Source organism: Streptomyces sp. NPDC048352, assembly GCF_040651895.1.
GTDB lineage: Bacteria > Actinomycetota > Actinomycetes > Streptomycetales > Streptomycetaceae > Streptomyces.
In genome coordinates this window covers 48,235-74,256 of the sequence record NZ_JBEZKZ010000034.1, presented here as the reverse complement: position 1 = coordinate 74,256, position 26,022 = coordinate 48,235, and the positions used below count along the sequence as shown (strand labels likewise).

Genomic DNA, 26,022 nt, shown 5'->3' with positions numbered 1-26,022 from the left:
GTCCTGGCCCGGGCGCTGCGCTCCGTCGAGGAGTTCACCGCCGAGTGCGAGCGGCGCGGCGTACGGCTGGAGACCGCCGGGCTCGACGAACCGGCACCGCCGCGCGAGTGGCGGCAGGACCCCGCACCTCCGCCCCCGGCCGCCGCCGCCGTGCGAGCGGCGGCACGACACACGCTTCCGCCCCACGACCGGGGGCGGCCTACCGCTCCGGAGGAGCCATGCAGATCGCCGTACTGCTCTACGACCGTTTCACCGCGCTCGACGCCGTCGGGCCCTACGAGACCCTCAGCCGCGTCCCCGGCGCCGAGACCGTGTTCGTCTCCGAGCGCCCCGGCCCCGTGCGCACGGACAACGGCATGCTCGGGCTCGTCGCCGAGAAGGGGCTCGGCGAGGTGACGCGGCCGGACGTCGTCATCGTGCCCGGCGGGCCGCACCCCGAGGCGGAGATGGAGAACCCCGCCGTGCTCGACTGGCTCCGCGCCGTCGACGCCACCACCACGTGGACCACTTCCGTCTGCACCGGCTCGCTCCTGCTGGCCGCCGCCGGACTGCTCCGGGGGCGGCGGGCGACCAGCCACTGGCTCTACCTCGACCGGCTGGTCCCCTTCGGCGCGGAGCCCACCGGCGAGCGGGTGGTCTTCGACGGCAAGTACGTCACCGCCGCCGGGGTCTCCTCCGGCCTCGACATGGGCCTCGGCCTCGTCGGCCGGATCGCGGGGGACGAGTACGCCCGGACCGTGCAGCTGATGTGCGAGTACGACCCCCAGCCGCCGTACGACGCCGGCTCCCCGGAGAAGGCCCCGGCCGAGCTCGTCGCCCGGCTGCGCGCCGCTAACCCGCTCACGGGCGCCAGCTGAAGTCCGGAGCCCGCCGCTCCAGGAACGCGGCGACGCCCTCGGCGGTGTCGCCGCTCGCGGCGGCCTGCTCCGACCAGTACGCGTCCCGGTCGGTGCGGCCGTCCGCGAACTCCTTGGCGGCGGCCTGCGTCAGCTGCGAGCGGGCGGTCAGGACGCGCGCGAACGCGGCCACCCGCTCCTCCAGCCGCCCCGCCGGCAGCAGCTCGTTCAGGAACCCGGCCCGCAGGGCCGTCTCCGCCCCGATCAGCTCCGCCGAGTACAGCAGGTACTTCGCCCACGCCGGGCCGACCACTGAAACCAGCCGCCGGGTGGAGGACGCCGGGTAGACGATGCCCAGCTTCGCCGGGGTCACCCCGAACGACGCACCCTCCTCGGCGAACCGCAGGTCGCACGCCGCCGCCAGCTGGCTTCCGCCCCCCACGCAGAACCCCCGGATCGCCGCCACCGTCGGCTTCGGGAAGGCCGCCAGGGCCTCCTCCGCCGCCACCGCCAGGGCCTGCGGATCCTCCTTGCCGGTGAGCGAGGAGATGTCGGCCCCCGCACAGAAGGTCGGGCCTTCCCCGGTCAGCACCATCACCCGGACGGCCGAGTCGTCGGCCAGCTGCGCCAGCAGCTCCGGCAGGGCCCGCCACATCGAGGCGGTCATGGCGTTCCGCTTCGCGGGGTGCGAGATGACGACGGTGGCGACCCCGTCGGCGACCGAATGGTGGAGGGCTGCGTCCATGCGCCGGATGCTATCCCGGTCGGCCGATCCTACGATCAAGGGGAGTCCGACCCGGGGGGTGCCGAGGAGGTGGCACGTCCATGGGCGCCGACCGCAGCAAGCGCGACGCGAAGAAGCGGGACCCGAAGCAGCAGGAGACGAAGGAGCTGAACCGCGGCTTCGGACTGCTGGCCCTGCTCGGGGTGGTCCTCGTCGTGGCCGGCCTGGTGGGCCTCGCCTACACCGGCTTCGCCACCCTGACCTCGATGTTCCTCTTCGGCTGGCTGCTGCTCCTCGGCGGAGTGGTCGGCCTGGCGCAGGCCGTGCAGTCGCGCAGGAGCAACTACTTCTGGCTCGCCGTCATCGTCGCCGCGGTCAACCTGGCCGCGGGCTTCGTGATCCTGCGCCGCCCGGAGGCGAGCGCCGAGGCGCTGACCATGTTCGCGGCCCTGCTCTTCCTCACCGGCGGGGTCTTCCGTCTCGCCGGCGCCCTGGTGGTGCGCGGCGCCAACTTCGGGATCGCGCTGGTCCAGGGCGCCTTCGGGCTGCTGCTGGGCATCCTGATCCTGTTCGGCTGGCCCGGCAACAGCCCGTACGTGATCGGAACGTTCTTCTCGCTCGCCCTGCTGTTCGACGGTCTCAGCCTGGTGGGGCTGGGCATGGGTGCCCGCCGGATCCTCGGCCTGGTCAGGGACGATGACGGGAAGGACACGACGGGTGTGTCGGACGGGGCGGGGAAGGCGGCCGAGTAGGGGGCCGGACCGGATCAGGAAGGGACCAACAACTGACTCTGTCATAAGCCGACGGTCAGAAAGCGTCCGATTGCCGCTGACTTCTGGTCAGCGGCGCGGTCCGGACCAGGCTGTTCCCCACTCTTGCCCTGTGGAGACGATCGAGCGCGAAGACGGGGGCGGCAAGATGAACGACAGCGGGAGCGTCCCGCCGGCCCGGGGAGGTGAGGCGTCGGCTCCGGCCGACCCCCTCGCTTATGAGGGAGTGTGGCGCTTCACCGCGCCCGCGGTAGAAGAATCCGTTCCGCAGGCCCGCCGCGCGGTCCGGGAGCTCCTCGGCCGCCAGGGGGTGCCGGCCCAGCAGGACCTCGTGTACTCCCTGCTGCTGATCGTCTCCGAGCTGGTGACGAACTCGGTCCGGCACGCGGCCCTGCTCTCCCCGGAGGTCGCCGTCGAGGTGGCGGTGGGCCGGGAGTGGGTACGGGTGGCCGTCGAGGACAACCACCCGTACCGGCCCAAGGCGCTGGAGGCCGACTTCGGCCAGACCGGCGGCCGGGGCCTGCTGCTGGTCCGGGAGATCACCCGGGAGGCCGGCGGGGTGTGCGACGTCGAGCACACCGCGACGGGCGGCAAGGTGATCTGGGCGGCCCTGCCGCTCCCCGCCCCCCGGCTCTGAGCCCCGGACCCCCGGCGGGAGCCGAGGACCCGGGGCCTCCGCGGACGAACGGCGTAGCGGCTACCAGCCGGCCGCGTCGCCGGTCAGCTCGCGGATCGCGGGCCGCGCCGCGTCCAGCACCGTCATGAACCAGGCCGAGAACGGCTGCTCCGCGTGCCGCTTCGCCAGTTCCCCGGCCGTGACGAAGGCGGTGGCGCCGACCTCCTCCGGATCCGGGTGCGGCGAGGCCTGGGCAAGTCCCACGAACAGGTGGTTGTACTCCTGCTCCACCAGCCCGGACGCGGGGTCCGGGTGGTTGTAGCGGACGGTCCCCGCCTCCGCGAGCAGGGCGGGCGAGAGCCCGAGCTCCTCGTGGGTGCGCCGGGCCGCCGCCGCGAACGGCGACTCCCCCGGGTAGGGGTGACCGCAGCACGTGTTCGACCAGACGCCGGGGGAGTGGTACTTCCCGAGGGCGCGCTGCTGGAGCAGCAGGCGGCCCTGCTGGTCGAAGAGGAACACGGAGAACGCCCGGTGCAACAGGCCGGGCGCCTGGTGTGCGGAGAGCTTCTCCGCCGTGCCGATGGTGTTGCCGGACTCGTCGACCAGTTCGAGCATGATCGGTTCTCGAGCGCCGGTGCCGGCGGACGCGCTGCGGGTGGCGTCGGTGGCTGGTGTGGTCGGCATACCCATCCTTCGCTTCGGACTTCGGCCTTCAGTCTGCCGTACAAAAGGGGCTTGTCCCCACTTCGGCGATCCGCGCATGTCCGCCCCCCGCCGCGTGGTAGACGGCGGGGGCGGACACCGGGCTCGGCGGTCAGACCCCGAACGGGGCCGGATACGTGATCGTGCCCGCCGGCACCGGAACGGAATCGTCCAGCACCAGGGCCATCATCGCCGCGTCCGGTACCTCGAAGGGCGCCCGGATCCCGAACCGCGAAGCGGCCACGAACCCGAAGCGCGGGTAGTACGAGGGATGCCCGAGGACCAGCACCAGCGCCTCCCCCCTCGCGCGCGCCGCCGCCAGCAGCGCCCGTACGACGGCACTGCCGGCGCCCGAGCGCTGGACCGCGGGATCGGCGGCCACCGGCGCGAGGGCCAGGGCGGGCACCCCGTCCACCGCGCACCGGGTCAGCAGGGCGTGCGCCGCCACCGACCCGTCGGGGCCCTCGGCCACGTACGACAGCCCCGGCAGCCAGGCCGTCGCGTCGGAGCGCAGCGCGTCCACGAGATCAGCCTCCAGCGGGGTCTCGAACGCCGCCAGGTTGACGGCCCGTACGGCCGCCGCGTCGGCCGCCGTCTCCGGGCGGACCCGCCAGCGGCCCCCGTCCCCGGCGCCGACCGGCGCCAGGACGAAGCCCGTGTACCCGTACTCGCGGCCGTGCCGCTCCCGTACGGCGAGCTCCTCGCGTACGAGGGCCAGCGCGGCCTCCTCGGCCGCGGTGGCCGGCCGGGCCGCCCTGACCCGCTCGCCGAGCGGGCCGTAGTACTCGGCCCAGTCGGAGTCGGGCTGGAGGCGGGTGCCCAGCACCCGGTACCCGGCGGCCCGGGCCGCCGCGACGTTGCGGGCGGTGGAGCGCAGCGGGTACCGCGGGTCCCAGAAGGCCCGGGCTCCGGCCGAGGGCTCGTCGGCGGTCCACTCGCACTCGCTCAGCACGAGCCGGCCGCCGGGGGCGAGCAGGCGCTTCCACTCGGCGAGGGCCCGGTCGAAGCCGAGGAGGTACGCGCTGCCCTCGGCCCACACCAGGTCGAAGGAGCCGTCCGCGAACGCGGCGGAGGGCAGCGCGCCGATGTCCGCGCGCACGGCGCGGACCCGGCCGGTGAGCCCGCGGGCGGCGGCGGCCGTGCGCAGCTCGTCGAGGAACGGCTCGTAGAGGTCGACGGCGGTCACCTCGGCGCGGCCCGCCCCGCCCGCCTCGGCGGCGAGCAGCAGGGCGCTGCGGCCCGGCCCGCAGCCCAGGTCGAGGACGCGGGGCCGCTCGGGCAGCGGTCCGCACAGGGAGAGCAGGTGCCGGGTGGAGGCGTCGGAACCGGGGGACTGCCGCGGCAGCCCGCGGTGCAGCTCCATGAAGGCGTCGAAGGACGATGAAGTGGTGTGGTCGGTCAACGTGAACCCTTGAACGGGGGCTCCGGCCGACGGGGACCGCCCCGGGTGGGATCAGACCCGGGTGGGATCAGAGCCGGCCGGACGCCCGGAAGGAAACGGGGACGTACCGGAGTCCGCTGCGCACGGCAGCGGCCACTGCGACGGTCATCGACCCACCTCTTTCCGCTTCGGCCCTCGTGGGCGCGCCACGTGACCCGTGGACGCCGGCGTCCACCCTAACACCCGGGCCAAAGGGGCCTTAATCGTCCTGAACAGCTGGTGGATGCGCCCTTCCAATCATCCGATAGCCTCTGCCGACAGCCCTGCCGACGTGCTGCCGCCGCCCCACCGGGCCCCCGGCCGTCGGGAATGTCCGTCGCAAGGAGTGAGTTCGTCTGCCGACCGTCATCCTCACCGGCCCGCCGGTACCCGGATCACCGCTCCAGGACGAGCTCCGGTCGCTCGGGTTCGACGTGCGCCCGGTCACCGGCCCCCAGGACACCGCCACCGCCCTCGCCGCAGTACCGGCCGGGGAGCGGGTGGCCGTCGTCGACAGCGGCTTCGTCGGGCACCCGCACGCGCTGCGCCTCGCGCTGACCGACCCGCGCTTCGACGCCTGCGCCGTGACCGGCGCCCTCGCCGTCCAGGCGGGGGCCCGCGCGGCCCTCGACGAGGCGGCCGCCCTGGCCCCGGCCGGCCCCGGCCCCTACGCGGACCGGCTCGCCGCGGCCGTGGAGGCCGCCGGGACCACCGTCCAGCGGCCCGAGCTGGGCAGCCTGGTGGCGGCCGTGCCGGACGGGGAGGCACAGCGCGCCGCCGCCCTCGCCGCGGTCGCGGCCGTGGACGACGAGGCCGTACGCCTGCGCACCGCGGTGAAGTCCCGCGACGGCTTCTTCACCACCTTCTTCATCAGCCCCTACTCGCGCTACATCGCCCGCTGGTGCGCGCGCCGCGGCCTGACCCCGAACCAGGTCACCACCGCCTCCCTGATCACCGCGCTGATTGCGGCGGGCTGCGCCGCCACCGGGGAGCGCTGGGGCTACGTCACCGCCGGCGTGCTGCTGCTCGTCTCCTTCGTCCTGGACTGCACCGACGGGCAGCTCGCCCGCTACTCGCTCCAGTACTCGACGATGGGCGCCTGGCTGGACGCCACCTTCGACCGCGCGAAGGAGTACTCCTTCTACGCGGGCCTCGCGCTCGGTGCGGCCGCGAACGGCGACGACGTGTGGGCCCTCGCCCTCGGCGCGATGATCCTGATGACCTGCCGCCACGTCGTGGACTTCGCGTTCAACGAGGCCAACCACGACGCGACCGCCAACACGAGCCCGACGGCCGCCCTGTCCGACAGGCTCGACAGCGTCGGCTGGACGGTCTGGGTCCGGCGGATGATCATCCTGCCGATCGGCGAGCGGTGGGCCATGATCGCGGTGCTGACCGCGCTCACCAGCCCCCGGACCGTGTTCTACGCCCTGCTCGTCGGCTGCGCCTTCGGCGCCCTCTACACCACCGCCGGCCGGGTGCTGCGCTCCCTGACCCGCAAGGCGCGGAGGACCGACCGGGCCGCCCAGGCCCTGGCCGACCTCGCCGACTGCGGGCCGCTGGCCTCGGTCGGCACCGACCTGGCCAAGGGGCGGCCCGTCGCACCCCTGGCGATGGCCCTCATCGGCACCGTCCTGGTCGTCGGCGACGCCGCGGTGCGGCCGTTCGGCACCGCCGCGCTGATCGGATCCGCGGTGTTCTACGTCATAGCCGCGGGTGCGGCGGTCTCCCGCCCGCTCAAGGGGGCGCTGGACTGGCTCATCCCGCCGGTGTTCCGCTGCGCCGAGTACGTGACCGTGCTGGCGCTCGCCGCGCGCGCCGACGTCCCCGGGGCGCTTCCCGCCGCATTCGGACTGGTCGCGGCGGTCGCCTACCATCACTACGACACGGTCTACCGCATCCGCGGCGGCTCCGGCGCGCCGCCCAGGTGGCTGGTGTGGACGATCGGCGGGCAGGACGGCCGGGTCCTGCTGGCCGTGGTCCTGGCCGCCGTCCTGCCCCGTGACACGCTCCCCGTCGCGTTCACGGCCCTGGCCGTGTTCGTGGCACTCGTGGTGCTCGTGGAGAGCATCCGCTTCTGGGTCTCCTCCGGGGCACCCGCCGTACATGACGAAGGAGAACCAGCATGATCGGCCTCGTCCTCGCTGCCGGTGCCGGACGCCGCCTGCGTCCCTACACCGACACCCTGCCCAAGGCCCTCGTGCCCGTCGGCCCCGAAGGCGACGAGGAAAGCCTCACCGTCCTCGACCTCACCCTCGGCAACTTCGCCGAGGTCGGCCTCACCGAGGTGGCGATCGTCGTCGGCTACCGCAAGGAAGCCGTCTACGCGCGCCGCGAGGCCCTGGAGGCCAAGTACGGCGTCACGATCACGCTGATCGACAACGACAAGGCCGAGGAGTGGAACAACGCCTACTCCCTGTGGTGCGCGCGTGACGTCCTCAAGCAGGGCGTGATCCTCGCCAACGGCGACACCGTCCACCCCGTCTCCGTCGAGAAGACCCTGCTCGCCGCTCGCGGCAACGGCCAGAAGATCATCCTCGCCCTGGACACGGTCAAGAACCTGGCCGACGAGGAGATGAAGGTCGTCACCGCCGACGGGCAGGGGGTGCGGAAGATCACCAAGCTGATGGACCCCGCCGACGCCACCGGCGAGTACATCGGAGTCACCCTCATCGAGCCCGAGGCCGCCGAGCAGCTCGCGGAGGCCCTGAAGACCACCTTCGAGCGGGACCCCGACCTCTACTACGAGGACGGCTACCAGCAGCTCGTCGACGACGGCTTCACCATCGACGTCGCCCCCATCGGCGACGTGAAGTGGGTCGAGATCGACAACCACGACGACCTCGCCAAGGGCCGGACGATCGCATGCCAGTACTGACGCGGCTGATCCCCTCGCCGGTCGTCGTCGACATCAGCCGCGGCGCGATGGACAAGCTGGACGGCATCCTCGCCGACCAGCGGATCTCCGCGTCCGGCCGGCTCGCGGTCGCGATCAGCGGGGGCTCCGGGCAGGCGCTGCGCGCCCGTCTGGAGCCGGCCCTGCCGCTCGCCGACTGGTACCCGGTCGTCGACGGCACCATCGACTCGGCGGTCAAGCTGGCCGACGACATAAAGGGCCGCCGCTACGACGCCGTCGTCGGGCTGGGCGGCGGGAAGATCATCGACGTGGCGAAGTACGCCGCGGCGCGGGTCGGCCTGCCCATGGTGGCCGTCGCCACCAACCTCTCCCACGACGGCATCTGCTCCCCGGTGTCCATCCTGGACAACGACAACGGCCGCGGCTCGTACGGCGTGCCCACGCCGATCGCGATGGTCATCGACCTCGACGTGATCCGCGAGGCCCCGACCCGCTTCATCCGCGCCGGCGTCGGCGACGCGATCTCCAACATCTCGGCCATCGCCGACTGGGAGCTCTCGCACCGCGTCACCGGCGAGGCCGTCGACGGCCTGGCCGCCGCCATGGCCCGCACCGCCGGCGAGTCCGTACTGCGCCACCCCGGCGGATGCGGCGACGACGAGTTCCTCACCGTGCTGTCCGAGGCCCTCGTCCTCTCCGGCATCGCCATGTCGATCAGCGGGGACAGCCGTCCCTCCTCCGGCGCCTGCCACGAGATCAGCCACGCCTTCGACCTGCTCTACCCGGGGCGCTCCGCGCTGCACGGCGAGCAGGTCGGCATCGGCGCCGCCTTCGCCATGCACCTGCGCGGGGCCGCAGAACAGTCCGGCCTGTTCACGGAGGTCCTGCGCCGCCACGGCCTGCCCGTGCTGCCCGAGGAGATCGGGTTCAGCGTGGACGAGTTCGTCGCCGCCGTCGAGTACGCCCCCCAGACCCGCCCGGGACGCTTCACGGTCCTGGAGCACCTCAACCTGTCCGCAGCCGAGATCAGGGACGCTTACGCCGACTATGCCCAGACCATCCGTAGCTGAACTCCGGCCCGTCGTTCACCCGCCGGGCGTCAAGGACCGGCGCAGTGGAGAGCACTGGGGCGGCCGCCTGTATATGCGCGAGGTCTCGCTGCGCATCACCCGGCTCCTGGTCACCACCCGCGTCACGCCCAACCAGCTGACGTACGTGATGACCCTCGCCGGCGTCCTCGCCGCCCCGGCGCTGCTGGTGCCGGGCGTGCCCGGGGCCGTCCTCGGCGTGGTCGCGGTCCAGCTGTACCTGCTGCTCGACTGCGTCGACGGCGAGGTCGCCCGCTGGAAGAAGCAGTTCTCGCTCTCCGGGGTCTACCTGGACCGGGTCGGCGCCTACCTGTGCGACGCGGCCGTCCTCGTCGGCTTCGGCCTGCGCGCCGCCGACCTGTGGGGCGGCGGCCGGATCGACTGGCTGTGGGCCTTCCTCGGAACCCTCGCCGCCCTCGGCGCGATCCTGATCAAGGCCGAGACGGACCTCGTCGGCGTCGCCCGGCACCAGGCCGGCAAGCCCGTGGTCCAGGAGTCCGCCGCGGAGCCGCGCTCCTCCGGCATGGCGCTCGCCCGCCGGGCCGCCGCCGCGCTCAAGTTCCACCGCCTGGTCCTCGGCATCGAGGCCTCCCTGCTGATCCTCGCGCTCGCCGTCGTGGACCAGATCCGCGGAGACCTCTTCTTCACCCGGCTCGGCGTCGCCGTGCTGGCCGGCATCGCGCTGCTGCAGACCCTGCTGCACCTGGTGTCGATCCTGGCCTCCAGCAGGCTCAAGTGACGACGCCGATGCGGCTGGGCGCCGTGATCATCACCATGGGCAACCGCCCCGACGAGCTGAAGGCGCTCCTCGAATCGGTCGCCCGGCAGGAGGGCGACCCCGTCGAGGTGGTCGTCGTCGGCCAGGGCGTGCAGGTCCCCGGCCTCCCGGAGGGCGTGCGCACCGTCGAGCTGCCCGAGAACCTGGGCATCCCCGGCGGCCGCAACGCCGGCATCGAGGCCTTCGGGCCCGGCGGCACCGACGTGGACGCCCTGCTGTTCCTCGACGACGACGGCCTCTTGGAGCGCACGGACACCGCCGAGCTGTGCCGGCAGGCCTTCGCCCGGGACCCGCGGCTGGGGATCGTCAGCTTCCGCATCGCCGATCCGGAGACCGGCACCACCCAGCGCCGCCACGTGCCCCGGCTGCGCGCCTCGGACCCGATGCGCTCCTCCCGCGTGACCACCTTCCTGGGCGGCGCCAACGCCGTCCGCACGAAGGTGTTCGAGCAGGTCGGGACACTGCCCGGGGAGTTCTTCTACGCCCACGAGGAGACCGACCTGGCCTGGCGGGCGCTCGACGCCGGGTGGCTGATCGACTACCGGGCGGACATGGTGCTGCTCCACCCGGCGACGGCTCCCTCCCGGCACGCGGTCTACCACCGTATGGTGGCCCGTAACCGGGTGTGGCTCGCCCGCCGCAACCTGCCCGCCCCGCTGGTCCCGGTCTACCTGGGCGTCTGGCTCGCGCTGACGCTCGTCCGCAGGCCCTCCGTGCCGGCGCTCAAGGCCTGGTTCGGCGGGTTCAAGGAGGGCTGGACCACCCCTTGCGGCCCCCGGCGTCCGATGAGGTGGCGTACGGTCTGGCGGCTGACGCGGCTGGGCCGACCGCCTGTCATCTGACAAGCTCGCGTCTGGGACCATGGGCCCCACCACGGGTCCGGCGTTCCAGCCCCGATGCCCCTCCTGCCGCATCTTGAAGACGGAAAGTTTCAACTTGTGAGTGACACAACCCACGACGGCGCCCTCGCCACGAGCAAGCCGCCGTCCGACGACGCGGGGCTCAGCCCCGCGGAGCTCGCCAGGAAGTACGGCCTGTCCGTCAGTGGCGCGCGGCCCAGCCTGGGCGGATACGTGCGGCAGCTCTGGGGTCGGCGCCACTTCATCATGGCCTTCTCGCGGGCCAAGCTGGTGGCGCAGTACAGCCAGGCCAAGCTGGGCCAGGTGTGGCAGGTGGCGACCCCCCTGCTCAACGCCCTGGTCTACTACCTGATCTTCGGCCTCATCCTGAACGCGGGCCGCGGCATGGAGAAGGGGGTCTACATCCCCTTCCTGGTGATGGGCATCTTCGTCTTCACCTTCACCCAGAGCTCGCTGATGGCCGGCGTCCGGGCGATCCCCGGCAACCTCGGCCTGGTGCGCGCCCTGCACTTCCCGCGCGCCTCCCTGCCGATCTCCTTCTCGATGCAGCAGCTCCAGCAGCTCCTGTACTCGATGATCGTCGTGGTCGTCGTCGCCGTGGCCTTCGGGAACTACCCGCGGCTGTCGTGGCTGCTGGTCATCCCGACGCTGGTGCTGCAGTTCGTCTTCAACACCGGGCTCGCGCTGGTGTTCGCGCGCATGGGGTCCAAGACCCCCGACCTCGCGCAGCTGATGCCCTTCCTCACCCGTACGTGGATGTACGCCTCCGGCGTGATGTTCTCCATCAGCGAGATGCTGAAGGACCGGCCCGCGTGGATCGCGGACGCGCTCCAGTGGAACCCCGCCGCCATCTACATGGACCTGGTCCGCTTCGCGATGATCGACGGCTACGGCCGGGAGAACCTCCCGCCGCACGTCTGGGCCTTCGCCGTCGGCTGGGCCGTCGTGATCGGCATCGGCGGCTTCGTGTACTTCTGGAAGGCTGAGGAGCGTTACGGCCGTGGCTGACAACACCCCGGGGCGCGTCCCCACCGTCATCGCGGACGAGGTGCACATCGTGTACCGCGTCAACACGGGCAGCTCCGGCAAGGGCAGTGCCACCGCCGCGCTGAGCAAGATCCTCCGCCGGGGCAAGGGCGACGCCCCGGGCGTCCGCCGGGTCCACGCCGTGCGGGGCGTCTCCTTCACGGCGTACCGCGGCGAGGCCATCGGCCTCATCGGCTCCAACGGCTCCGGCAAGTCGACCCTGCTGCGCGCCATCGCGGGCCTGCTGCCCTGCGAGTCCGGCAAGGTCTACACCGACGGCCAGCCCTCCCTGCTGGGCGTGAACGCCGCGCTGATGAACGACCTCACCGGCGAGCGCAACGTCGTCCTCGGCGGTCTCGCGATGGGCATGACCCGCGAGCAGATCAAGGAGCGCTACCAGGACATCGTCGACTTCTCGGGGATCAACGAGAAGGGCGACTTCATCTCCCTGCCGATGCGCACCTATTCCTCCGGCATGGCCGCGCGCCTGCGGTTCTCGATCGCCGCCGCCAAGGACCACGACGTCCTGATGATCGACGAGGCGCTGGCCACCGGTGACCGCAGCTTCCAGGTGCGCTCGGAGAACCGCATCCGCGAGCTGCGGGAGAAGGCCGGCACCGTCTTCCTGGTGAGCCACAACAACAAGTCCATCCGCGACACCTGCAGCCGCGTCCTGTGGCTGGAGAAGGGCGAACTCCTGATGGACGGGCCCACCGAGGAAGTGGTCTCGGCGTACGAGAAGGCCAGCGGCCACTGACCCGCGGGTCCCCCCCCGCTCCGGCCCGCAGGCCCCTGCCGCTCACCGCGGCGGGGGCCTCGCCATGGGGGCGGGCGGCGGCGGTGCGCGGGCGAACGGGCGGAGCGGGAGCTTCCGGAGCGGGCGGCCGACATTCCGGGGCGCGGAGGAGCACCCCGAAGGCTCCCGCGGCGTTGTACAGCGTAAGCTGGACCAGTTCTCAATCGCGCCAAGAGGGGACGATTCCCCGCAGCCGGCCCCGTGGGGATACCCCCGGGTAAGGTCCGGCGGCGTGTCCGAAATAGGATGACTTGGGTCGGCAGTGTAGAACGGGAGACGTGACGGCAATGGCTACGGGAATTCTCCGGCCCCCAGGCACAGCGGCCGTCCCCGCCCCGGGCGGCGGGCGGTGACCCCCGGGCACGGCATCCGTCCCGCGCCGGCCGGCGCAGGCACCCCCGACCCGCTCCCCGCGCGGGCCACCCTCGACAAGGCCGCGGCGGAGAACTTCCCCGTCGCCCCCGCCTTCCTCCCGCGCGCCTGGCGCGAGGGCCTCATGGCGGTCTACGGGTACGCCCGCCTGGTCGACGACATCGGCGACGGCGACCTCGCCCCCGGCGGCCGCGACGCCGTGCTCCTCGGCCTCGACCCGGCCGCCGCCGACGACCGGCCCGCCATGCTCGACGCCTTCGAGGCCGACCTGCTGCGCGTCTTCGGCGGCTCCGACGGCCCCCCGCGCCACCCCCTGCTGCTGGCCCTGCAACCCGTCGTGCGCGAGCGCGGCCTCACCCCCGAGCCCTTCCTCGGGCTGATCGAGGCCAACCGCCAGGACCAGCGGGTCAGCCGCTACGAGACGTACGGCGAACTCCTCGCGTACTGCGAACTGTCCGCCAACCCGGTCGGACGCCTCGTGCTCTCCCTCACCGGCACCAGCACCCCCGAGCGCATCCGCCGCTCCGACGCCGTGTGCACCGCCCTGCAGATCGCCGAACACCTTCAGGACGTCACCGAGGACCTCGGCCGCGACCGGATCTACCTCCCGGCCGAGGACATGCGCCGCTTCCACGTCGCCGAGGCCGACCTGAAGGCCCCGTCCGCCGGAGCGTCCGTACGCGCCCTGATCGCCTTCGAGGCCGAACGCACGCGCGATCTCCTGAATGAAGGCACCCCGCTCGTGGGTAGCGTCCACGGCAGGCTACGGCTGTTGCTCGCGGGATTCGTGGGAGGGGGGCGCGCCGCCCTGCGAGCGATCTCCGCCGTCGGCTTCGACGTGCTGCCCGGCCCGCCCAAGCCCACCCGGAGCCTCCTGCTCCGCGAGGTGGCCGCCGTCCTGCGTACAGCGCCGAGAAAGAGGTGAGCCCGAACGTGGAGGGCCCCGCACACGCGTCAGCACCGTCCGCCCAGGTCCTCGCGGCCTACAGCTACTGCGAGGCCGTCACCGGCACCCAGGCGCGCAACTTCGCGTACGGCATCCGGCTGCTGCCCACCGACAAGCGGCACGCCATGTCCGCGCTGTACGCCTTCTCGCGGCGCGTCGACGACATCGGCGACGGCCCCCTCCAGCCCGCGGCCAAGCTGGCCCGGCTGGAGGAGACCCGCGCCCTGCTCGGCCGGATCCGCGCCGAGGAGGTCGACGAGGACGACACCGACCCGGTCGCCGTCGCCCTCGCCCACGCCGCGCGCCGCTTCCCCATCCCGCTCGGCGGCCTCGACGAACTCATCGACGGCGTCCTGATGGACGTACGCGGCGAGGAGTACGAGACCTGGGAGGACCTCCAGGCCTACTGCCGCTGCGTGGCCGGCGCCATCGGACGGCTCTCGCTCGGCGTGTTCGGCACCGTGGGCCCCGCGGACCGCGCCGACGAGTACGCCGACACCCTGGGCCTGGCCCTCCAGCTCACCAACATCCTGCGCGACGTCCGCGAGGACGCCGGCAACGGCCGCACCTACCTGCCCGCCGAGGACCTCGCCAAGTTCGGCTGCTCCGAAGGCTTCCGAGCCGGCCGGATGCCGGCGGGCGCCGACTTCGCCGGGCTCGTGCACCACGAAGTGCGGCGCGCGCGGGCCCTGTTCGCCGAGGGATACCGGCTCCTGCCGATGCTCGACCGGCGCAGCGGCGCCTGCGTCGCCGCGATGGCCGGCATCTACCGCCGCCTCCTGGACCGCATCGAGCGCGAACCCGAGGCGGTGCTGCGCGGGCGCGTCTCGCTGCCGACCCACGAGAAGGCGTACGTGGCCGTGCGCGGCCTGTCCGGCCTCGACGCCCGCACCGTCTCCCGCCAGAGCACCCGGAGGCGCACCTGATGCCCCCGACCACGACCCCGGCCGCGCCGCACCCCGGCCCTGCGGGCCGCCGCACCACACGGGAGGCCTCATGAGCGCCGGCGCGACCGCCGGGAACGACCGCCGCGCCGTCGTCATCGGCGGCGGACTCGCGGGCGTCACGGCCGCGCTCGAACTCGCCGACGCCGGACTGCGGGTCACCCTCCTCGAAGGGCGCCCGCGCCTCGGCGGGCTCGCGTTCTCCTTCAAGCGCGGCGACCTGACCGTCGACAACGGCCAGCACGTCTACCTGCGCTGCTGCACCGCCTACCGGTGGTTCCTCGACCGGGTCGACGGCGCGGCCCTCGCCCCGCTCCAGGACCGGCTCGACGTACCCGTCCTCGACGCGGCCCACCCCGGCGGCCCCCGCCTCGGACGGCTGCGCCGCAGCGCCCTGCCCGTGCCCCTGCACCTGGCCGCCTCACTGGCCGCCTACCCGCACCTCTCCCTCCCCGAGCGGCTGGCCGTCGGACGCGCCGCCCTCGCGCTGCGCCGGCTCGACCCCGCCGACCCGGCGCTCGACGGCCTCGACTTCGCCACCTGGCTCGCCCGCCACGGGCAGTCCCGGCGCACCGTCGAGGCCCTGTGGGACCTCGTCGGCATCGCCACCCTCAACGCCACCGCCGACCGGTGCTCGCTGGGCCTGGCCGCCATGGTCTTCAAGACCGGCCTGCTCTCCGAGAACGGCGCCGCCGACATCGGCTGGGCCAGGGTCCCGCTCGGCGACCTGCACGACACCCTCGCCCGCAAGGCCCTCGACGCCGCCGGCGTACGCACCGAACTGCGAGCCCGCGTCACCGCCGTCTCCCGTACCGGCGACGGGAGCTGGCGGGTCGACACCGAGGGCGAGTCCCTGGAGGCGGGCACCGTCGTCTTCGCCGTCCCGCAGCGCGAGGCGCACGCCCTGCTGCCCGCCGGAGCGCTGGCCGACCCCGACAAGCTCCTCGACATCGGCACCGCCCCCATCCTCAACGTCCACGTCGTATACGACCGCAAGGTGCTCAAGCAGCCCTTCTTCGCCGCGCTCGGCACTCCCGTCCAGTGGGTCTTCGACCGCACCGACGCCTCCGGACTCACCGACGGCGGCCAGTACCTGGCCCTGTCCCAGTCGGCCGCCCAGGACGACATCGACGAGCCCGTCTCCGCCCTGCGCGCCACCTACCTGCCCGAGCTGGAACGGCTGCTGCCGGCGGCCCGCGGCGCGAAGGTACGGGACTTCTTCGTCACCCGCGAGCGGACCGCCACCTTCGCCCCCAGCCCCGGCGTCGGCCGGCTGCGCCCCGGCCCCCGCACCGACACGCCGGGCCTCTACCTCGCCGGTGCGTGGACCGCCACCGGCTGGCCCGCGACCATGGAGAGCGCCGTCCGCAGCGGTCTGGGCGCGGCCCACGCCGCGCTGGCCGCTCTCGGCCGCCCCCGCGAACACCCGCTGCAGGAGGCGGTATGAGCACCACGACCACCAGCACCACCGGCACAGCACGTACAGGAACCAGAGGAGAGCCAGTGAACCCGGGGAACCCGGCTGTCGAGAACACGGATGCCGGCACGGGCGCAGCCGGAGGGGGAGTGGAGAAGGCCGACACCCTCGCCCTCCTGGAACGCGGCCGCACGCTGTCGACGCCCGTGCTCCGCGCGGCGGTGAGCCGGCTCGCGGCGCCCATGGACACCGTCGCCGCCTACCACTTCGGCTGGATCGACGCCCAGGGCAACGCGGCGGACGGCGACGGCGGCAAGGCCGTGCGCCCCGCCCTGGCGCTGCTGTCCGCCGAGGCGGCCGGCGCCGCAGCCGAGGTCGGCGTCCCCGGGGCCGTCGCCGTCGAGCTCGTCCACAACTTCTCGCTGCTGCACGACGACCTGATGGACGGCGACGAGCAGCGCCGCCACCGCGACACGGTGTGGAAGGTGCACGGCCCCGCCCTCGCCATCCTGGTCGGCGACGCCCTGTTCGCCCTCGCCAACGAGGTGCTGCTGGAACTCGGCACCGTCGAGGCCGGGCGTGCCACCCGCCGCCTGACCACCGCCAGCCGCAAGCTCATCGACGGCCAGGCCCAGGACATCTCGTACGAGCACCGCGAGCGCGTCAGCGTCGAGGAATGCCTCGAGATGGAGGGGAACAAGACCGGAGCCCTGCTCGCGTGCGCGGTGTCCATCGGCGCCGTGCTGGGCGGTGCCGACGACCGCACCGCCGACAAGCTGGAGGAGTACGGCTACCACCTCGGCCTCGCCTTCCAGGCCGTCGACGACCTCCTCGGCATCTGGGGCGACCCGGAGTCCACGGGCAAGCAGACCTGGAGCGACCTGCGCCAGCGCAAGAAGTCCCTGCCCGTCGTCGCGGCCCTCGCGGCGGGCGGACCCGCATGTGAGGAGCTCGCGACGCTGCTCGCGGCGGACGCCAAGAGCAACGACTTCGAGAACTTCTCCGAGGAGGAGTTCGCCCACCGCGCCGCGCTCATCGAGGCCGCCGGCGGCCGCCAGTGGACCGCCGACGAGGCGCGCCGCCAGCACGCCGTCGCCATCCGCGCGCTCGACGAGGTCGACATGCCGCAGCGCGTGCGCGAGCAGCTCGTCGCCCTCGCCGACTTCGTCGTCGTGCGCAAGAGGTGACCATCGCCGAAATGTGGATATGAATCGCGAGTCGCCGGCCGGAGGCGCCCCTTAGGGCCCCCGGCCGACGGCAGACCCGGGCACAGCCGAAGCACTGTACGAAGGGGAAGCCATGACAGCGACGACCGACGGCGGCGGTGCGACGACCGACGGCGCGGATCCACGACACGAGAGCGCGCCGGCCATGGGCGCCGTGGCCGCCCTCGCCGCCGCCGCGCCCGCCGGTGAATCCGGCCTGCTGCGGGACGTCCGGCAGGCCGCCGACCGGGCCATCGGCGAGCTGCTCGCCCGCCAGGACCCGGCCGGCTGGTGGAAGGGCGACCTCCAGACCAACGTCACCATGGACGCGGAGGACCTGCTGCTGCGGCAATTCCTCGGCATCCGCGACGAAGCCGTCACCCACGCCGCCGCCCTGTTCATCCGCGGCGAGCAGAACGCCGACGGCACCTGGGCCACCTTCCACGGCGGACCGCCCGAACTCTCCGCCACCGTGGAGGCGTACGTCGCCCTGCGCCTGGCCGGCGACCCGCCCGACGCCCCGCACATGGCCCGCGCCTCGGCCTGGATCCGGGCCCACGGCGGCATCGCCGCCGCGCGGGTCTTCACCCGCATCTGGCTGGCCCTGTTCGGCTGGTGGAACTGGGAGCACCTGCCGGAGCTGCCGCCCGAGCTGGTCTTCCTGCCCTCCTGGATGCCGCTCAACATCTACGACTTCGGTTGCTGGGCCCGCCAGACGATCGTCCCGCTCACCGTCGTCTCCGCGCTGCGGCCCGTCCGCCCCGCGCCCTTCGCGCTCGACGAACTTCACACCGACGCGCGCGACCCGAACCCGGCCGCGCCCCCCGCGCCGCTGGCCAGCTGGGACGGGGCCTTCCAGCGGATGGACAAGGCCCTGCACCTCTACCGGCGCTTCGCCCCGCGCCGGCTGCGCAAGGCGGCCATGGACTCCGCCGCCCGCTGGATCATCGAACGCCAGGAGAACGACGGCTGCTGGGGCGGCATCCAGCCGCCCGCCGTGTACTCGGTCATCGCCCTGCACCTGCTCGGCTACGACCTGGAGCACCCGGTGATGCGGGCCGGGCTGGAATCCCTCGACCGCTTCACCGTCTGGCGCGAGGACGGCGCCCGGATGGTCGAGGCCTGCCAGTCCCCGGTCTGGGACACCTGCCTCGCCGCCATCGCCCTGGCCGACGCCGGCCTGCCCCCCGACCATCCCGCGCTGGTCCGGGCCGCCGACTGGATGCTCGGCGAGGAGATCCGCCGCCCCGGCGACTGGGCCGTCCGCCGGCCCGCCCTCGAACCCGGCGGCTGGGCCTTCGAGTTCCACAACGACAACTACCCCGACATCGACGACACCGCCGAGGTGGTCCTGGCCCTGCGCCGCATCCGCCACCCCGAACCGGCGAAGGTCGAGGCCGCCATCGCCCGCGGGGTGTCCTGGACCGTCGGGATGCAGTCGAAGAACGGCGCCTGGGCCGCCTTCGACGCCGACAACACCAGCCCCTTTCCCAACCGGCTGCCCTTCTGCGACTTCGGCGAGGTCATCGACCCGCCCTCGGCGGACGTCACCGCCCACGTGGTGGAGATGCTCGCCGCGGAGGGCCGGGCCGCCGACCCCCGCGCCCGGCGGGGCATCGCCTGGCTGCTGGCCGAACAGGAGCCCGACGGCTCCTGGTTCGGCCGCTGGGGCACCAACTACGTCTACGGGACGGGCTCCGTGGTCCCGGCCCTCACCGCCGCCGGGTTCGCACCCGCGCACCCCGCCCTCCGGCGGGCCGTGCGCTGGCTGGAATCCGTACAGAACGAGGACGGCGGCTGGGGCGAGGACCAGCGCTCCTACCAGGACCCCTCCTGGGCCGGGAAGGGCGCCTCGACCGCCTCGCAGACCGCGTGGGCGCTGATGGCCCTGCTGTCGGCGGGGGAGCGCGAGAGCCGGGCCGTCGAGCGGGGACTGGCGTACCTGGTGCGGACCCAGCACCCCGACGGCACGTGGGACGAGCCGTACTTCACCGGCACCGGCTTCCCCTGGGACTTCTCCATCAACTACCACCTCTACCGGCAGGTGTTCCCGCTCACCGCCCTCGGCCGGTACCTCCACGGAGAACCGTTCGGCCCCGGGCGCAGGCACCCCGCCGCGGCCGGTGGGTCCTGATGCCCGCCGCAGCGGAGCCCCCGCCGCCGCTGTTGGTCGCCTGCGCCCTGCGCATCGAGCAGGCGGCCCTGCGCAGCGCGGGCCGCGCCGGACCCGTGCCCGGCGCCCTGCTGCGCACCGGCATGGGCCCCCGCGCGGCCGAGCGGGCCGTGGCCCGGGCCCTGGAGCGGCCCGGGATGCGCCGGGCGGCCGTCCTCGCCACCGGTTTCTGCGCCGGCCTGGTCCCCGGCATGCACCCCGGGGACCTGGTCGTCGCCGAGGAGACCCGCGACCCCCGCGGGGTGGTCACCTGCACCGGGACCGCCCTGCTCGCCGGCGCCCTGGCCCGCGCCGTCCCCGGCCGGACCGTACACACCGGCGCTCTGACCGGCTCCGACCACGTCGTACGCGGCCAGGAGCGCGCGCAGCTGCGCGCCACCGGCGCCGTCGCCGTCGACATGGAGTCCGCGGCCACCCTGTGGACCGCCGCAGCACCGGGCCGTCCCGTTGCCGCCGTCCGGGTGGTCGTGGACGCTCCGGAGCACGAGCTCGTCCGCATCGGCACGGTACGGGGTGGAATATCTGCCTTCCGTGTCCTGCGCGCCCTACTGCCCGCGTTCCACGAATGGCACCGTTCGTTACTGCTCCCCAGGAGGTGAACCAGATGGCCATGCCGTTGCGACAGTCCATCAGGGTCGGGACCTATCTTCTCGAACAGAAGCTCCGCAAGCGCGAGAAGTTCCCGCTGATCGTCGAGCTGGAACCGCTCTACGCCTGCAACCTCGCCTGCGAGGGCTGCGGGAAGATCCAGCACCCGGCCGGGGTGCTCAAGCAGCGCATGCCCGTCGCCCAGGCGGTCGGCGCCGTGCTGGAGTCCGGCGCGCCGATGGTCTCCATCGCGGGCGGCGAACCCCTGATGCACCCGCAGATCCACGAGATCGTGCGCCAGCTGGTGGCGAAGCGGAAATACGTCTTCCTCTGCACCAACGCCCTGCTGCTCCGCAAGAAGATCGAGAAATTCACCCCTTCCCCCTACTTCGCCTTCGCCGTCCACATCGACGGACTGCGCGAACGCCACGACGAATCGGTGGCCAAGGAGGGCGTCTTCGACGAGGCGGTCGCGGCCATCAAGGAGGCCAAGCGCCGCGGATTCCGGGTGACCACAAACTCCACCTTCTTCAACACCGACACCCCGCAGACGATCATCGAAGTACTGAACTACCTCAATGACGACCTCCAGGTCGACGAGATGATGATCTCGCCCGCCTACGCCTACGAAAAGGCACCCGACCAGGAGCACTTCCTGGGCGTCGAGCAGACCCGGGAACTCTTCAAGAAGGCCTTCGCGGGCGGCAACCGGCGGCGCTGGCGGCTCAACCACTCGCCGCTCTTCCTGGACTTCCTCGAAGGCAAGGCCGATTTCCCCTGCACCGCCTGGGCCATTCCCAATTACTCGCTCTTCGGCTGGCAGCGCCCCTGCTACCTGATGAGCGACGGCTACGTGCCCACGTACCGGGAGCTGATCGAGGACACCGACTGGAGCAAGTACGGCCGCGGGAAGGACCCGCGCTGCGCGAACTGCATGGCGCACTGCGGCTACGAGCCCACCGCCGTCCTCGCCACCATGGGGTCGCTGAAGGAGTCGCTGCGCGCGGCCCGCGAGACCGTGGGCGGGAACCGGGACGCGTCCGCATGACCCCCGCACAGGGCGGGCCGGGCGGCTTCGACCTCGCCGCGCTGCTGGCCGAGCGCGGCGGGGAGCGCTACGAGCTGCACGCCCGCCACCTCAACCACCAGCTGCCCCGCATGCTGCACACCATCGGCTTCGACAAGGTCTACGAGCGGGCCGAGGGCGCCCACTTCTGGGACGCCGAGGGCAACGACTACCTCGACATGCTCGCCGGGTTCGGGGTGATGGGCCTGGGCCGGCACCACCCGGTCGTACGCCGGGCCCTGCACGACGTCCTGGACGCCCAGCTCGCCGACCTGACCCGCTTCGACTGCCAGCCGCTGCCCGGGCTGCTGGCCGAGAAGCTGCTGTCGTACAGCCCCCACCTCGACCGGGTCTTCTTCGGCAACAGCGGCACCGAGGCGGTGGAGACCGCCCTGAAGTTCGCCCGGTACGCCACCGGGCGGCCCAGGGTCCTCTACTGCGACCACGCCTTCCACGGGCTGACCACGGGCTCGCTGTCGGTCAACGGCGAAGGCGGCTTCCGCGACGGCTTCGCCCCGCTGCTCCCCGACACGAAGATCGCGCTCGGGGACCTGGCCGCGCTCGAGCGCGAGCTCGCGCGCGGGGACGTGGCCGCCTTCGTGGTCGAACCGGTCCAGGGCAAGGGGGTGCACGCCGCCCCGCCCGGCTTCCTGCGCGCTGCGCAGGAGCTGCTGCACCGGCACAAGGCGCTGCTGATCGCCGACGAGGTGCAGACGGGCCTCGGACGTACCGGTGACTTCTACGCGTACCAGCACGAGCCGGGCGTGGAGCCGGACCTGGTGTGCGTGGCCAAGGCCCTCTCCGGCGGCTACGTGCCCGTCGGCGCGACCCTGGGCAAGGACTGGATCTTCCAGAAGGTGTACTCGTCCATGGACCGGGTGCTGGTGCACTCGGCCAGCTTCGGCTCCAACGCGCAGGCGATGGCGGCCGGGCTGGCGGTGCTCTCCGTCATGGACGACGAGCAGCTGGTGGCCAACGCCCGGGCGATGGGCGACCTGCTGCGCGGGCGGCTCGCGGCGCTCGTGGACGAGTACGAGCTGCTGCACGAGGTGCGCGGGCGTGGGCTGATGATCGGCATCGAGTTCGGCAAGCCCTCCTCGCTCGGCCTGCGCAGCCGCTGGGCGGTGCTCCAGGCGGCCCGCAAGGGGCTGTTCGCCCAGATGGTCGTGGTGCCGCTGCTGCGCAAACACCGGATCCTCACCCAGGTCTCCGGGGACCACCTGGAGGTCATCAAGCTCATCCCGCCGCTCGTCGTGGACGAGGCCGACGTGGAGCGCTTCGTCGGGGCCTTCCGGGAGGTCATGGACGAGGCGCACGGCGGGGGCGGGCTCATGTGGGACTTCGGCAGGACGCTGGTGAAGCAGGCGGTCGGCAACCGCTGAGCCGACGACCGCCGGGCCGGCTGTCCGGGGGCCGGCGGGGCCGTATCCGGTCCCCGCCGGCCCTCTTTCCGGAGGGTCAGTCCAGGAGCCGGTCCCGCAGCAGGCCGAGGGAGGCGGGGGCGAGCCCGAGCCCCTCGGCGAGGTAGCGGTCCGCCCCGCCCCACAGCTCGTCGATGGTCGCGAAGGCCGCCAGCAGGTACTCCGCGCGGGCGTCGAACAGCGGGGCCAGCAGCTCCGTCACCTCGGGGGCGCGGGCCTCGGGAGTGTCGGTGCCGCGGCGCACCCGGTAGCGGTTGTGCGGGGCGTTCGACTCCAGGTAGTCCGCCACGATGGCCTCGCGCTCCACGCCCAGCGCGAGCAGCGTCACCGCGATCGACAGCCCCGCCCGGTCCTTGCCCGCCGCGCAGTGCATCAGCGCCGGGACGCTGTCCTCGGCCAGCGCGTGCAGGACGCGGCCGTGCTCGGCGGTGCGGGTGCGGATGATCGTGCGGTACGACTCCGCCATGCGGGCGGCCCCCCTGCCCCCGCCCAGCAGGCCGCGGAGCTGTTCGAGGTCGCCTTCGCGGACCATCGTCCAGAACTCCCGGCCGTCGGCGGGGTCCGTCAGCGGGATGTTCACGTTCAGCACGCCCGGCAGTTCGACGTCCGGGCCCTCCAGGGCCTGGTCGACCGCGTTGCGGAAGTCGAAGACGGTGTGCAGGCCCAGCGATGCGAGGAATTCTGTATCGGTTTCGGTGGCATGCGCGAGATGTCCGCTTCGAAACAGTCGTCCCGGCCTGACCCTTCGTCCGTCCGCGGTCGGCAGCCCGCCCACGTCACGGAAGTTGCGCACTCCGGTCAGCTGCGCACCGGGCTCGGGGGCGGCCGGAAGGGGCTGGGGTATCTGCTGGGTCACGTGTACTCCTCCGCGTGGTCCTGGGGTGTCCGAATTGGTCCGGTTGGGAGCAACTTGCCATAGGTGGAGGCGAGATCGGGCCATGCCCCGTGAGCCAGATCATACGGTGACCGTGCGTGCCTGATCACGGGAATCGAATTCCCTCGTGGGAGCGGTTGTTGAGGGTACGGAATGGACGCAGGGTGACCGTAATTCCATTGATCCCCCATATCTGCGATTCCGTCAGAGAATTCGTGGCTTGTTGCCCGGCGCCCGCCTCGATTACCTTCGCGATCGATCCGGGTGGACCGCCTAATCCTGCCGCCGCCCGGGAACCGCACCCGACCACCGCGCGCGGCAGGAGCGGGGGAACCAGGTAGGCCGCTGCTCCGGAGCATGTCCGGTGCAGCTCGGGGTGAAGCCGAAACCGTGCTCCGCACGTATGGCCGGACATCTCCAGTCCGAACCCGACAGCTCACCTCGCAGGCGCCGGAGAGGAATTCGCCATGCCCGCAAAGGGTAAGCACCGCCGTCCGAAGTCCAGTTCGATATCCCGCGGTTTCGCCGTGGCCGGAACCGGCGGGGCGGCCCTCGCCCTCCCGCTGATGGGTGCCGCCGGCGCCCACGCCGCCCCGGCGGCCGTGCCCGCGAAGACCGCCCCCGCGCACCACGCGCAGGCCCCCCAGGCGCTGACCGCCGCGCCCGCCGCCGCGTCCGCCGTCTACACGGTGGTGCCGGGCGACTACCTCTCGAAGATCGCCGCCGAGCGCCACCTGGACGGCGGCTGGGAGAGGCTGTACGCCGACAACCGCGAGGCCGTCGGCGAGGACCCCTCCCTCATCCACCCCGGCCTGAAGCTCACCCTCGGCGGCGTCGGCGGCCAGGTCCAGACTCCCGCCCCGAAGGCTCCTGCGGCCCCGGCCGAGGAATCCTCGAGCGATGCTCCGGCCGCCTCCGAGGACACGGCCGACTCGGCCCCGGCCGCGAAGGGCTCCGGCGGGGCGTCCGCCAAGGGCTCCGGCGGCAAGGCCGGCCGGACGTCCGGCAGCCAGGCCGCCCAGGGCTCCGGCGCCGCGGCCAAGAGCGAGAAGGCCCCGGCGCCCGCAGCGCCCGCCACCTCCTCCGGGTTCACCGCCCCCGTCGGCGGCGGCATCTCCACGCAGTACCGGGCGAGCGGTGCCATGTGGTCCTCCGGCTACCACACCGGCGTCGACTTCATCGCGAGCACGGGCACCACGGTCAAGGCCGTCGGCGCGGGCACCGTGGTCTCCGCAGGCTGGGGCGGCGCCTACGGCAACGAGGTCGTCATCAGGCACGCCGACGGCAAGTACTCCCAGTACGGCCACCTCTCCTCGCTGTCCGTCTCGGCGGGCCAGAGCGTCACCGGCGGCCAGCGCATCGGCCTCTCCGGCGCGACCGGCAACGTGACCGGCCCGCACCTGCACTTCGAGATCCGTACGGGCCCGTCCTACGGCTCCGACATCGACCCGCTCGGCTACCTCCGCTCCAAGGGCGTGAGCATCTGACGGCACCCGCCGTCGGCACCGTGACGCGTGTGGGGCCGGGACCCGAGGGGGGTCCCGGCCCCACGCGTACTTATTCCTTATCCCCCGCGTGGTATAGATCACGGTCTGTCAACCCCTCATTACGTTGGCGTAGGTTGGTTGCCAAGGTGAAGGATGTCGTCCCGTGGCAGCGACGAAGACGACACTCAAGACCATCGGCTCGTACGCGGCGATCGGGGACAGCTTCACCGAGGGCGTGGGGGACCCGGGACCCGGGGATTCATATCTCGGCTGGGCGGACCGGCTCGCCGTACTCCTGGCCGATCAGCGCGAAGAACACGACTTCCGCTACGCGAATCTGGCCGTGCGGGGGAAACTTCTCGACCAGATCGTGGCCGAGCAGGTCCCGAGGGCCAGGGAACTCGCACCCGACCTCGTCACCTTCTGCGCGGGGGGCAACGACATCATCCGTCCCGGCAGCGACCCGGACGACGTGGCGGAGCGGTTCGAGGCGGCCGTGGCCGACCTCACCCGGTCCGTCGGGCTCGTGATGGTCACGACCGGCTTCGACACCCGGGGCGTGCCCGTCCTCAAACACCTGCGGGGCAAGGTCGCGACGTACAGCGCGCACGTCCGCTCCATCGCCGACCGGTACGGGTGCCCCGTCCTCGACCTGTGGTCCCTCAAGTCCGTACAGGACCGGCGGGCCTGGGACGGCGACCGGCTGCACCTCTCGCCCGAGGGGCACACCCGCGTCGCCCTGCGCGCCGCGCAGGTGCTCGGCTACGCGGTGCCGACCGACCCGGACCAGCCCTGGCCGCCGGTCCCGCCGCGCGGGTCGGTGGACGTGACCCGGGACAACATCCAGTGGGCCCGTGAACACCTCGTGCCCTGGATCGGCCGCCGGCTGCGCGGGGAGTCCTCCGGCGACCACGTCGAGGCCAAGCGCCCGGACCTGCTGCCGCTGTAGCGGGGGAGGGGCCGGCTGCGGCGGCGCCGCGCCGGCCCGCCGGCGCCCACGGCAAGGCGGACCCCGCGCTGCGGAATCATGGGGAGCCGGTGTGCGTTGGGACGGTC

25 protein-coding genes and 1 riboswitch are annotated in these 26,022 nt (G+C 73.0%); of the genes, 20 read left to right on the top strand and 5 right to left on the bottom strand.

Annotation, left to right across the window (positions count from 1 at the left end):
• On the bottom strand, positions 1-186 hold a 186-nt coding region (locus AB0D45_RS19220), incomplete at its 3' end, for a hypothetical protein (RefSeq protein WP_362460403.1).
• Between the two features lie 32 nt (positions 187-218).
• Here AB0D45_RS19220 and AB0D45_RS19215 point away from each other — a divergent pair.
• A complete protein-coding gene (locus AB0D45_RS19215; protein ID WP_362460386.1) occupies positions 219-857 on the top strand; it encodes a DJ-1/PfpI family protein in 639 nt (212 codons plus the stop codon).
• Here the strand turns inward: AB0D45_RS19215 and AB0D45_RS19210 are convergent.
• Entirely contained in the window at positions 841-1,581 is a 741-nt protein-coding gene (locus tag AB0D45_RS19210; RefSeq protein ID WP_362460383.1) for an enoyl-CoA hydratase/isomerase family protein, read from the bottom strand. The genes AB0D45_RS19215 and AB0D45_RS19210 overlap by 17 nt on opposite strands.
• A gap of 80 nt (positions 1,582-1,661) precedes the next feature.
• On the opposite strand from AB0D45_RS19210, the gene AB0D45_RS19205 reads away from it, so the two are divergent.
• The gene (locus AB0D45_RS19205) at positions 1,662-2,312 is read left to right on the top strand and encodes a DUF308 domain-containing protein (RefSeq protein ID WP_362460380.1); all 651 of its coding nucleotides are present in this window, start codon (positions 1,662-1,664) and stop codon (positions 2,310-2,312) included.
• A gap of 166 nt (positions 2,313-2,478) precedes the next feature.
• On the top strand, positions 2,479-2,967 hold the full coding sequence (locus AB0D45_RS19200; RefSeq protein WP_362460400.1) for an ATP-binding protein: 489 nt from the start codon (positions 2,479-2,481) through the stop codon (positions 2,965-2,967).
• Between the two features lie 60 nt (positions 2,968-3,027).
• On the opposite strand, the gene idi is transcribed toward AB0D45_RS19200, so the two are convergent.
• Entirely contained in the window at positions 3,028-3,630 is a 603-nt protein-coding gene (gene idi / locus AB0D45_RS19195) for an isopentenyl-diphosphate Delta-isomerase (protein WP_362460377.1), read from the bottom strand.
• A gap of 130 nt (positions 3,631-3,760) precedes the next feature.
• Entirely contained in the window at positions 3,761-5,050 is a 1,290-nt protein-coding gene (locus AB0D45_RS19190; RefSeq protein WP_362460374.1) for a bifunctional class I SAM-dependent methyltransferase/N-acetyltransferase, read from the bottom strand.
• 374 nt (positions 5,051-5,424) lie between these two features.
• Between AB0D45_RS19190 and AB0D45_RS19185 the strand changes: the two genes are divergently transcribed.
• From AB0D45_RS19185 to AB0D45_RS19115, 15 genes are all read left to right on the top strand, one after another.
• Positions 5,425-7,197: a DUF5941 domain-containing protein gene (locus AB0D45_RS19185; protein ID WP_362460397.1), complete on the top strand. Its 1,773-nt coding sequence runs from the start codon at positions 5,425-5,427 to the stop codon at positions 7,195-7,197.
• Positions 7,194-7,946 carry a phosphocholine cytidylyltransferase family protein gene (locus AB0D45_RS19180; protein ID WP_362460371.1) on the top strand — a complete coding sequence of 251 codons (753 nt, stop codon included), beginning with the start codon at positions 7,194-7,196 and terminating at the stop codon, positions 7,944-7,946. Before AB0D45_RS19185 ends, AB0D45_RS19180 begins: the two co-directional genes overlap by 4 nt.
• Positions 7,934-8,995 carry an iron-containing alcohol dehydrogenase family protein gene (locus AB0D45_RS19175; RefSeq protein WP_361608355.1) on the top strand — a complete coding sequence of 354 codons (1,062 nt, stop codon included), beginning with the start codon at positions 7,934-7,936 and terminating at the stop codon, positions 8,993-8,995. Before AB0D45_RS19180 ends, AB0D45_RS19175 begins: the two co-directional genes overlap by 13 nt.
• Entirely contained in the window at positions 8,973-9,752 is a 780-nt protein-coding gene (locus AB0D45_RS19170; protein WP_361608353.1) for a CDP-alcohol phosphatidyltransferase family protein, read from the top strand. The genes AB0D45_RS19175 and AB0D45_RS19170 overlap by 23 nt, the downstream gene beginning before the upstream one ends.
• Positions 9,749-10,633, top strand: a complete 885-nt coding sequence (locus AB0D45_RS19165) for a glycosyltransferase (RefSeq protein ID WP_361608351.1) — start codon at positions 9,749-9,751, stop codon at positions 10,631-10,633. Before AB0D45_RS19170 ends, AB0D45_RS19165 begins: the two co-directional genes overlap by 4 nt.
• Before the next feature lie 96 nt (positions 10,634-10,729).
• Entirely contained in the window at positions 10,730-11,659 is a 930-nt protein-coding gene (locus AB0D45_RS19160) for an ABC transporter permease (protein ID WP_361608349.1), read from the top strand.
• Complete coding sequence (locus AB0D45_RS19155; protein ID WP_361608347.1) at positions 11,652-12,434, top strand: ABC transporter ATP-binding protein; 783 nt, start codon at positions 11,652-11,654, stop codon at positions 12,432-12,434. Before AB0D45_RS19160 ends, AB0D45_RS19155 begins: the two co-directional genes overlap by 8 nt.
• Before the next feature lie 406 nt (positions 12,435-12,840).
• Positions 12,841-13,770 (top strand): squalene synthase HpnC, encoded by a 930-nt coding sequence (gene hpnC / locus AB0D45_RS19150; protein WP_361608361.1) that lies wholly within the window; start codon positions 12,841-12,843, stop codon positions 13,768-13,770.
• Positions 13,771-13,778: 8 nt separating this feature from the next.
• Complete coding sequence (hpnD, locus tag AB0D45_RS19145) at positions 13,779-14,717, top strand: presqualene diphosphate synthase HpnD (protein ID WP_361608345.1); 939 nt, start codon at positions 13,779-13,781, stop codon at positions 14,715-14,717.
• 70 nt (positions 14,718-14,787) lie between these two features.
• Entirely contained in the window at positions 14,788-16,182 is a 1,395-nt protein-coding gene (gene hpnE / locus AB0D45_RS19140) for a hydroxysqualene dehydroxylase HpnE (protein WP_362460367.1), read from the top strand.
• Positions 16,179-17,339, top strand: a complete 1,161-nt coding sequence (locus tag AB0D45_RS19135) for a polyprenyl synthetase family protein (RefSeq protein ID WP_361608341.1) — start codon at positions 16,179-16,181, stop codon at positions 17,337-17,339. Before hpnE ends, AB0D45_RS19135 begins: the two co-directional genes overlap by 4 nt.
• Positions 17,340-17,451: 112 nt before the next feature.
• Positions 17,452-19,491, top strand: a complete 2,040-nt coding sequence (shc, locus tag AB0D45_RS19130; protein ID WP_362460363.1) for a squalene--hopene cyclase — start codon at positions 17,452-17,454, stop codon at positions 19,489-19,491.
• Positions 19,491-20,129, top strand: a complete 639-nt coding sequence (locus tag AB0D45_RS19125; RefSeq protein WP_362460360.1) for a 1-hydroxy-2-methyl-2-butenyl 4-diphosphate reductase — start codon at positions 19,491-19,493, stop codon at positions 20,127-20,129. The genes shc and AB0D45_RS19125 overlap by 1 nt, the downstream gene beginning before the upstream one ends.
• Positions 20,130-20,134: 5 nt before the next feature.
• Positions 20,135-21,166 (top strand): adenosyl-hopene transferase HpnH, encoded by a 1,032-nt coding sequence (gene hpnH, locus AB0D45_RS19120; RefSeq protein ID WP_362460357.1) that lies wholly within the window; start codon positions 20,135-20,137, stop codon positions 21,164-21,166.
• The gene (locus tag AB0D45_RS19115) at positions 21,163-22,566 is read left to right on the top strand and encodes an aspartate aminotransferase family protein (protein ID WP_362460354.1); all 1,404 of its coding nucleotides are present in this window, start codon (positions 21,163-21,165) and stop codon (positions 22,564-22,566) included. The genes hpnH and AB0D45_RS19115 overlap by 4 nt, the downstream gene beginning before the upstream one ends.
• Before the next feature lie 76 nt (positions 22,567-22,642).
• On the opposite strand, the gene AB0D45_RS19110 is transcribed toward AB0D45_RS19115, so the two are convergent.
• Positions 22,643-23,461, bottom strand: coding sequence for a tyrosine-protein phosphatase (locus AB0D45_RS19110; protein WP_362460351.1), 819 nt, complete (start codon positions 23,459-23,461; stop codon positions 22,643-22,645).
• A gap of 278 nt (positions 23,462-23,739) precedes the next feature.
• Positions 23,740-23,942: riboswitch (cyclic di-AMP (ydaO/yuaA leader) on the top strand.
• A gap of 4 nt (positions 23,943-23,946) precedes the next feature.
• On the opposite strand from AB0D45_RS19110, the gene AB0D45_RS19105 reads away from it, so the two are divergent.
• Both AB0D45_RS19105 and AB0D45_RS19100 read left to right on the top strand, forming a co-directional pair.
• On the top strand, positions 23,947-24,966 hold the full coding sequence (locus tag AB0D45_RS19105; RefSeq protein WP_362460348.1) for a LysM peptidoglycan-binding domain-containing M23 family metallopeptidase: 1,020 nt from the start codon (positions 23,947-23,949) through the stop codon (positions 24,964-24,966).
• Positions 24,967-25,129: 163 nt separating this feature from the next.
• Positions 25,130-25,915, top strand: a complete 786-nt coding sequence (locus tag AB0D45_RS19100; RefSeq protein WP_361609539.1) for an SGNH/GDSL hydrolase family protein — start codon at positions 25,130-25,132, stop codon at positions 25,913-25,915.
• Positions 25,916-26,022 lie beyond the last annotated feature (107 nt).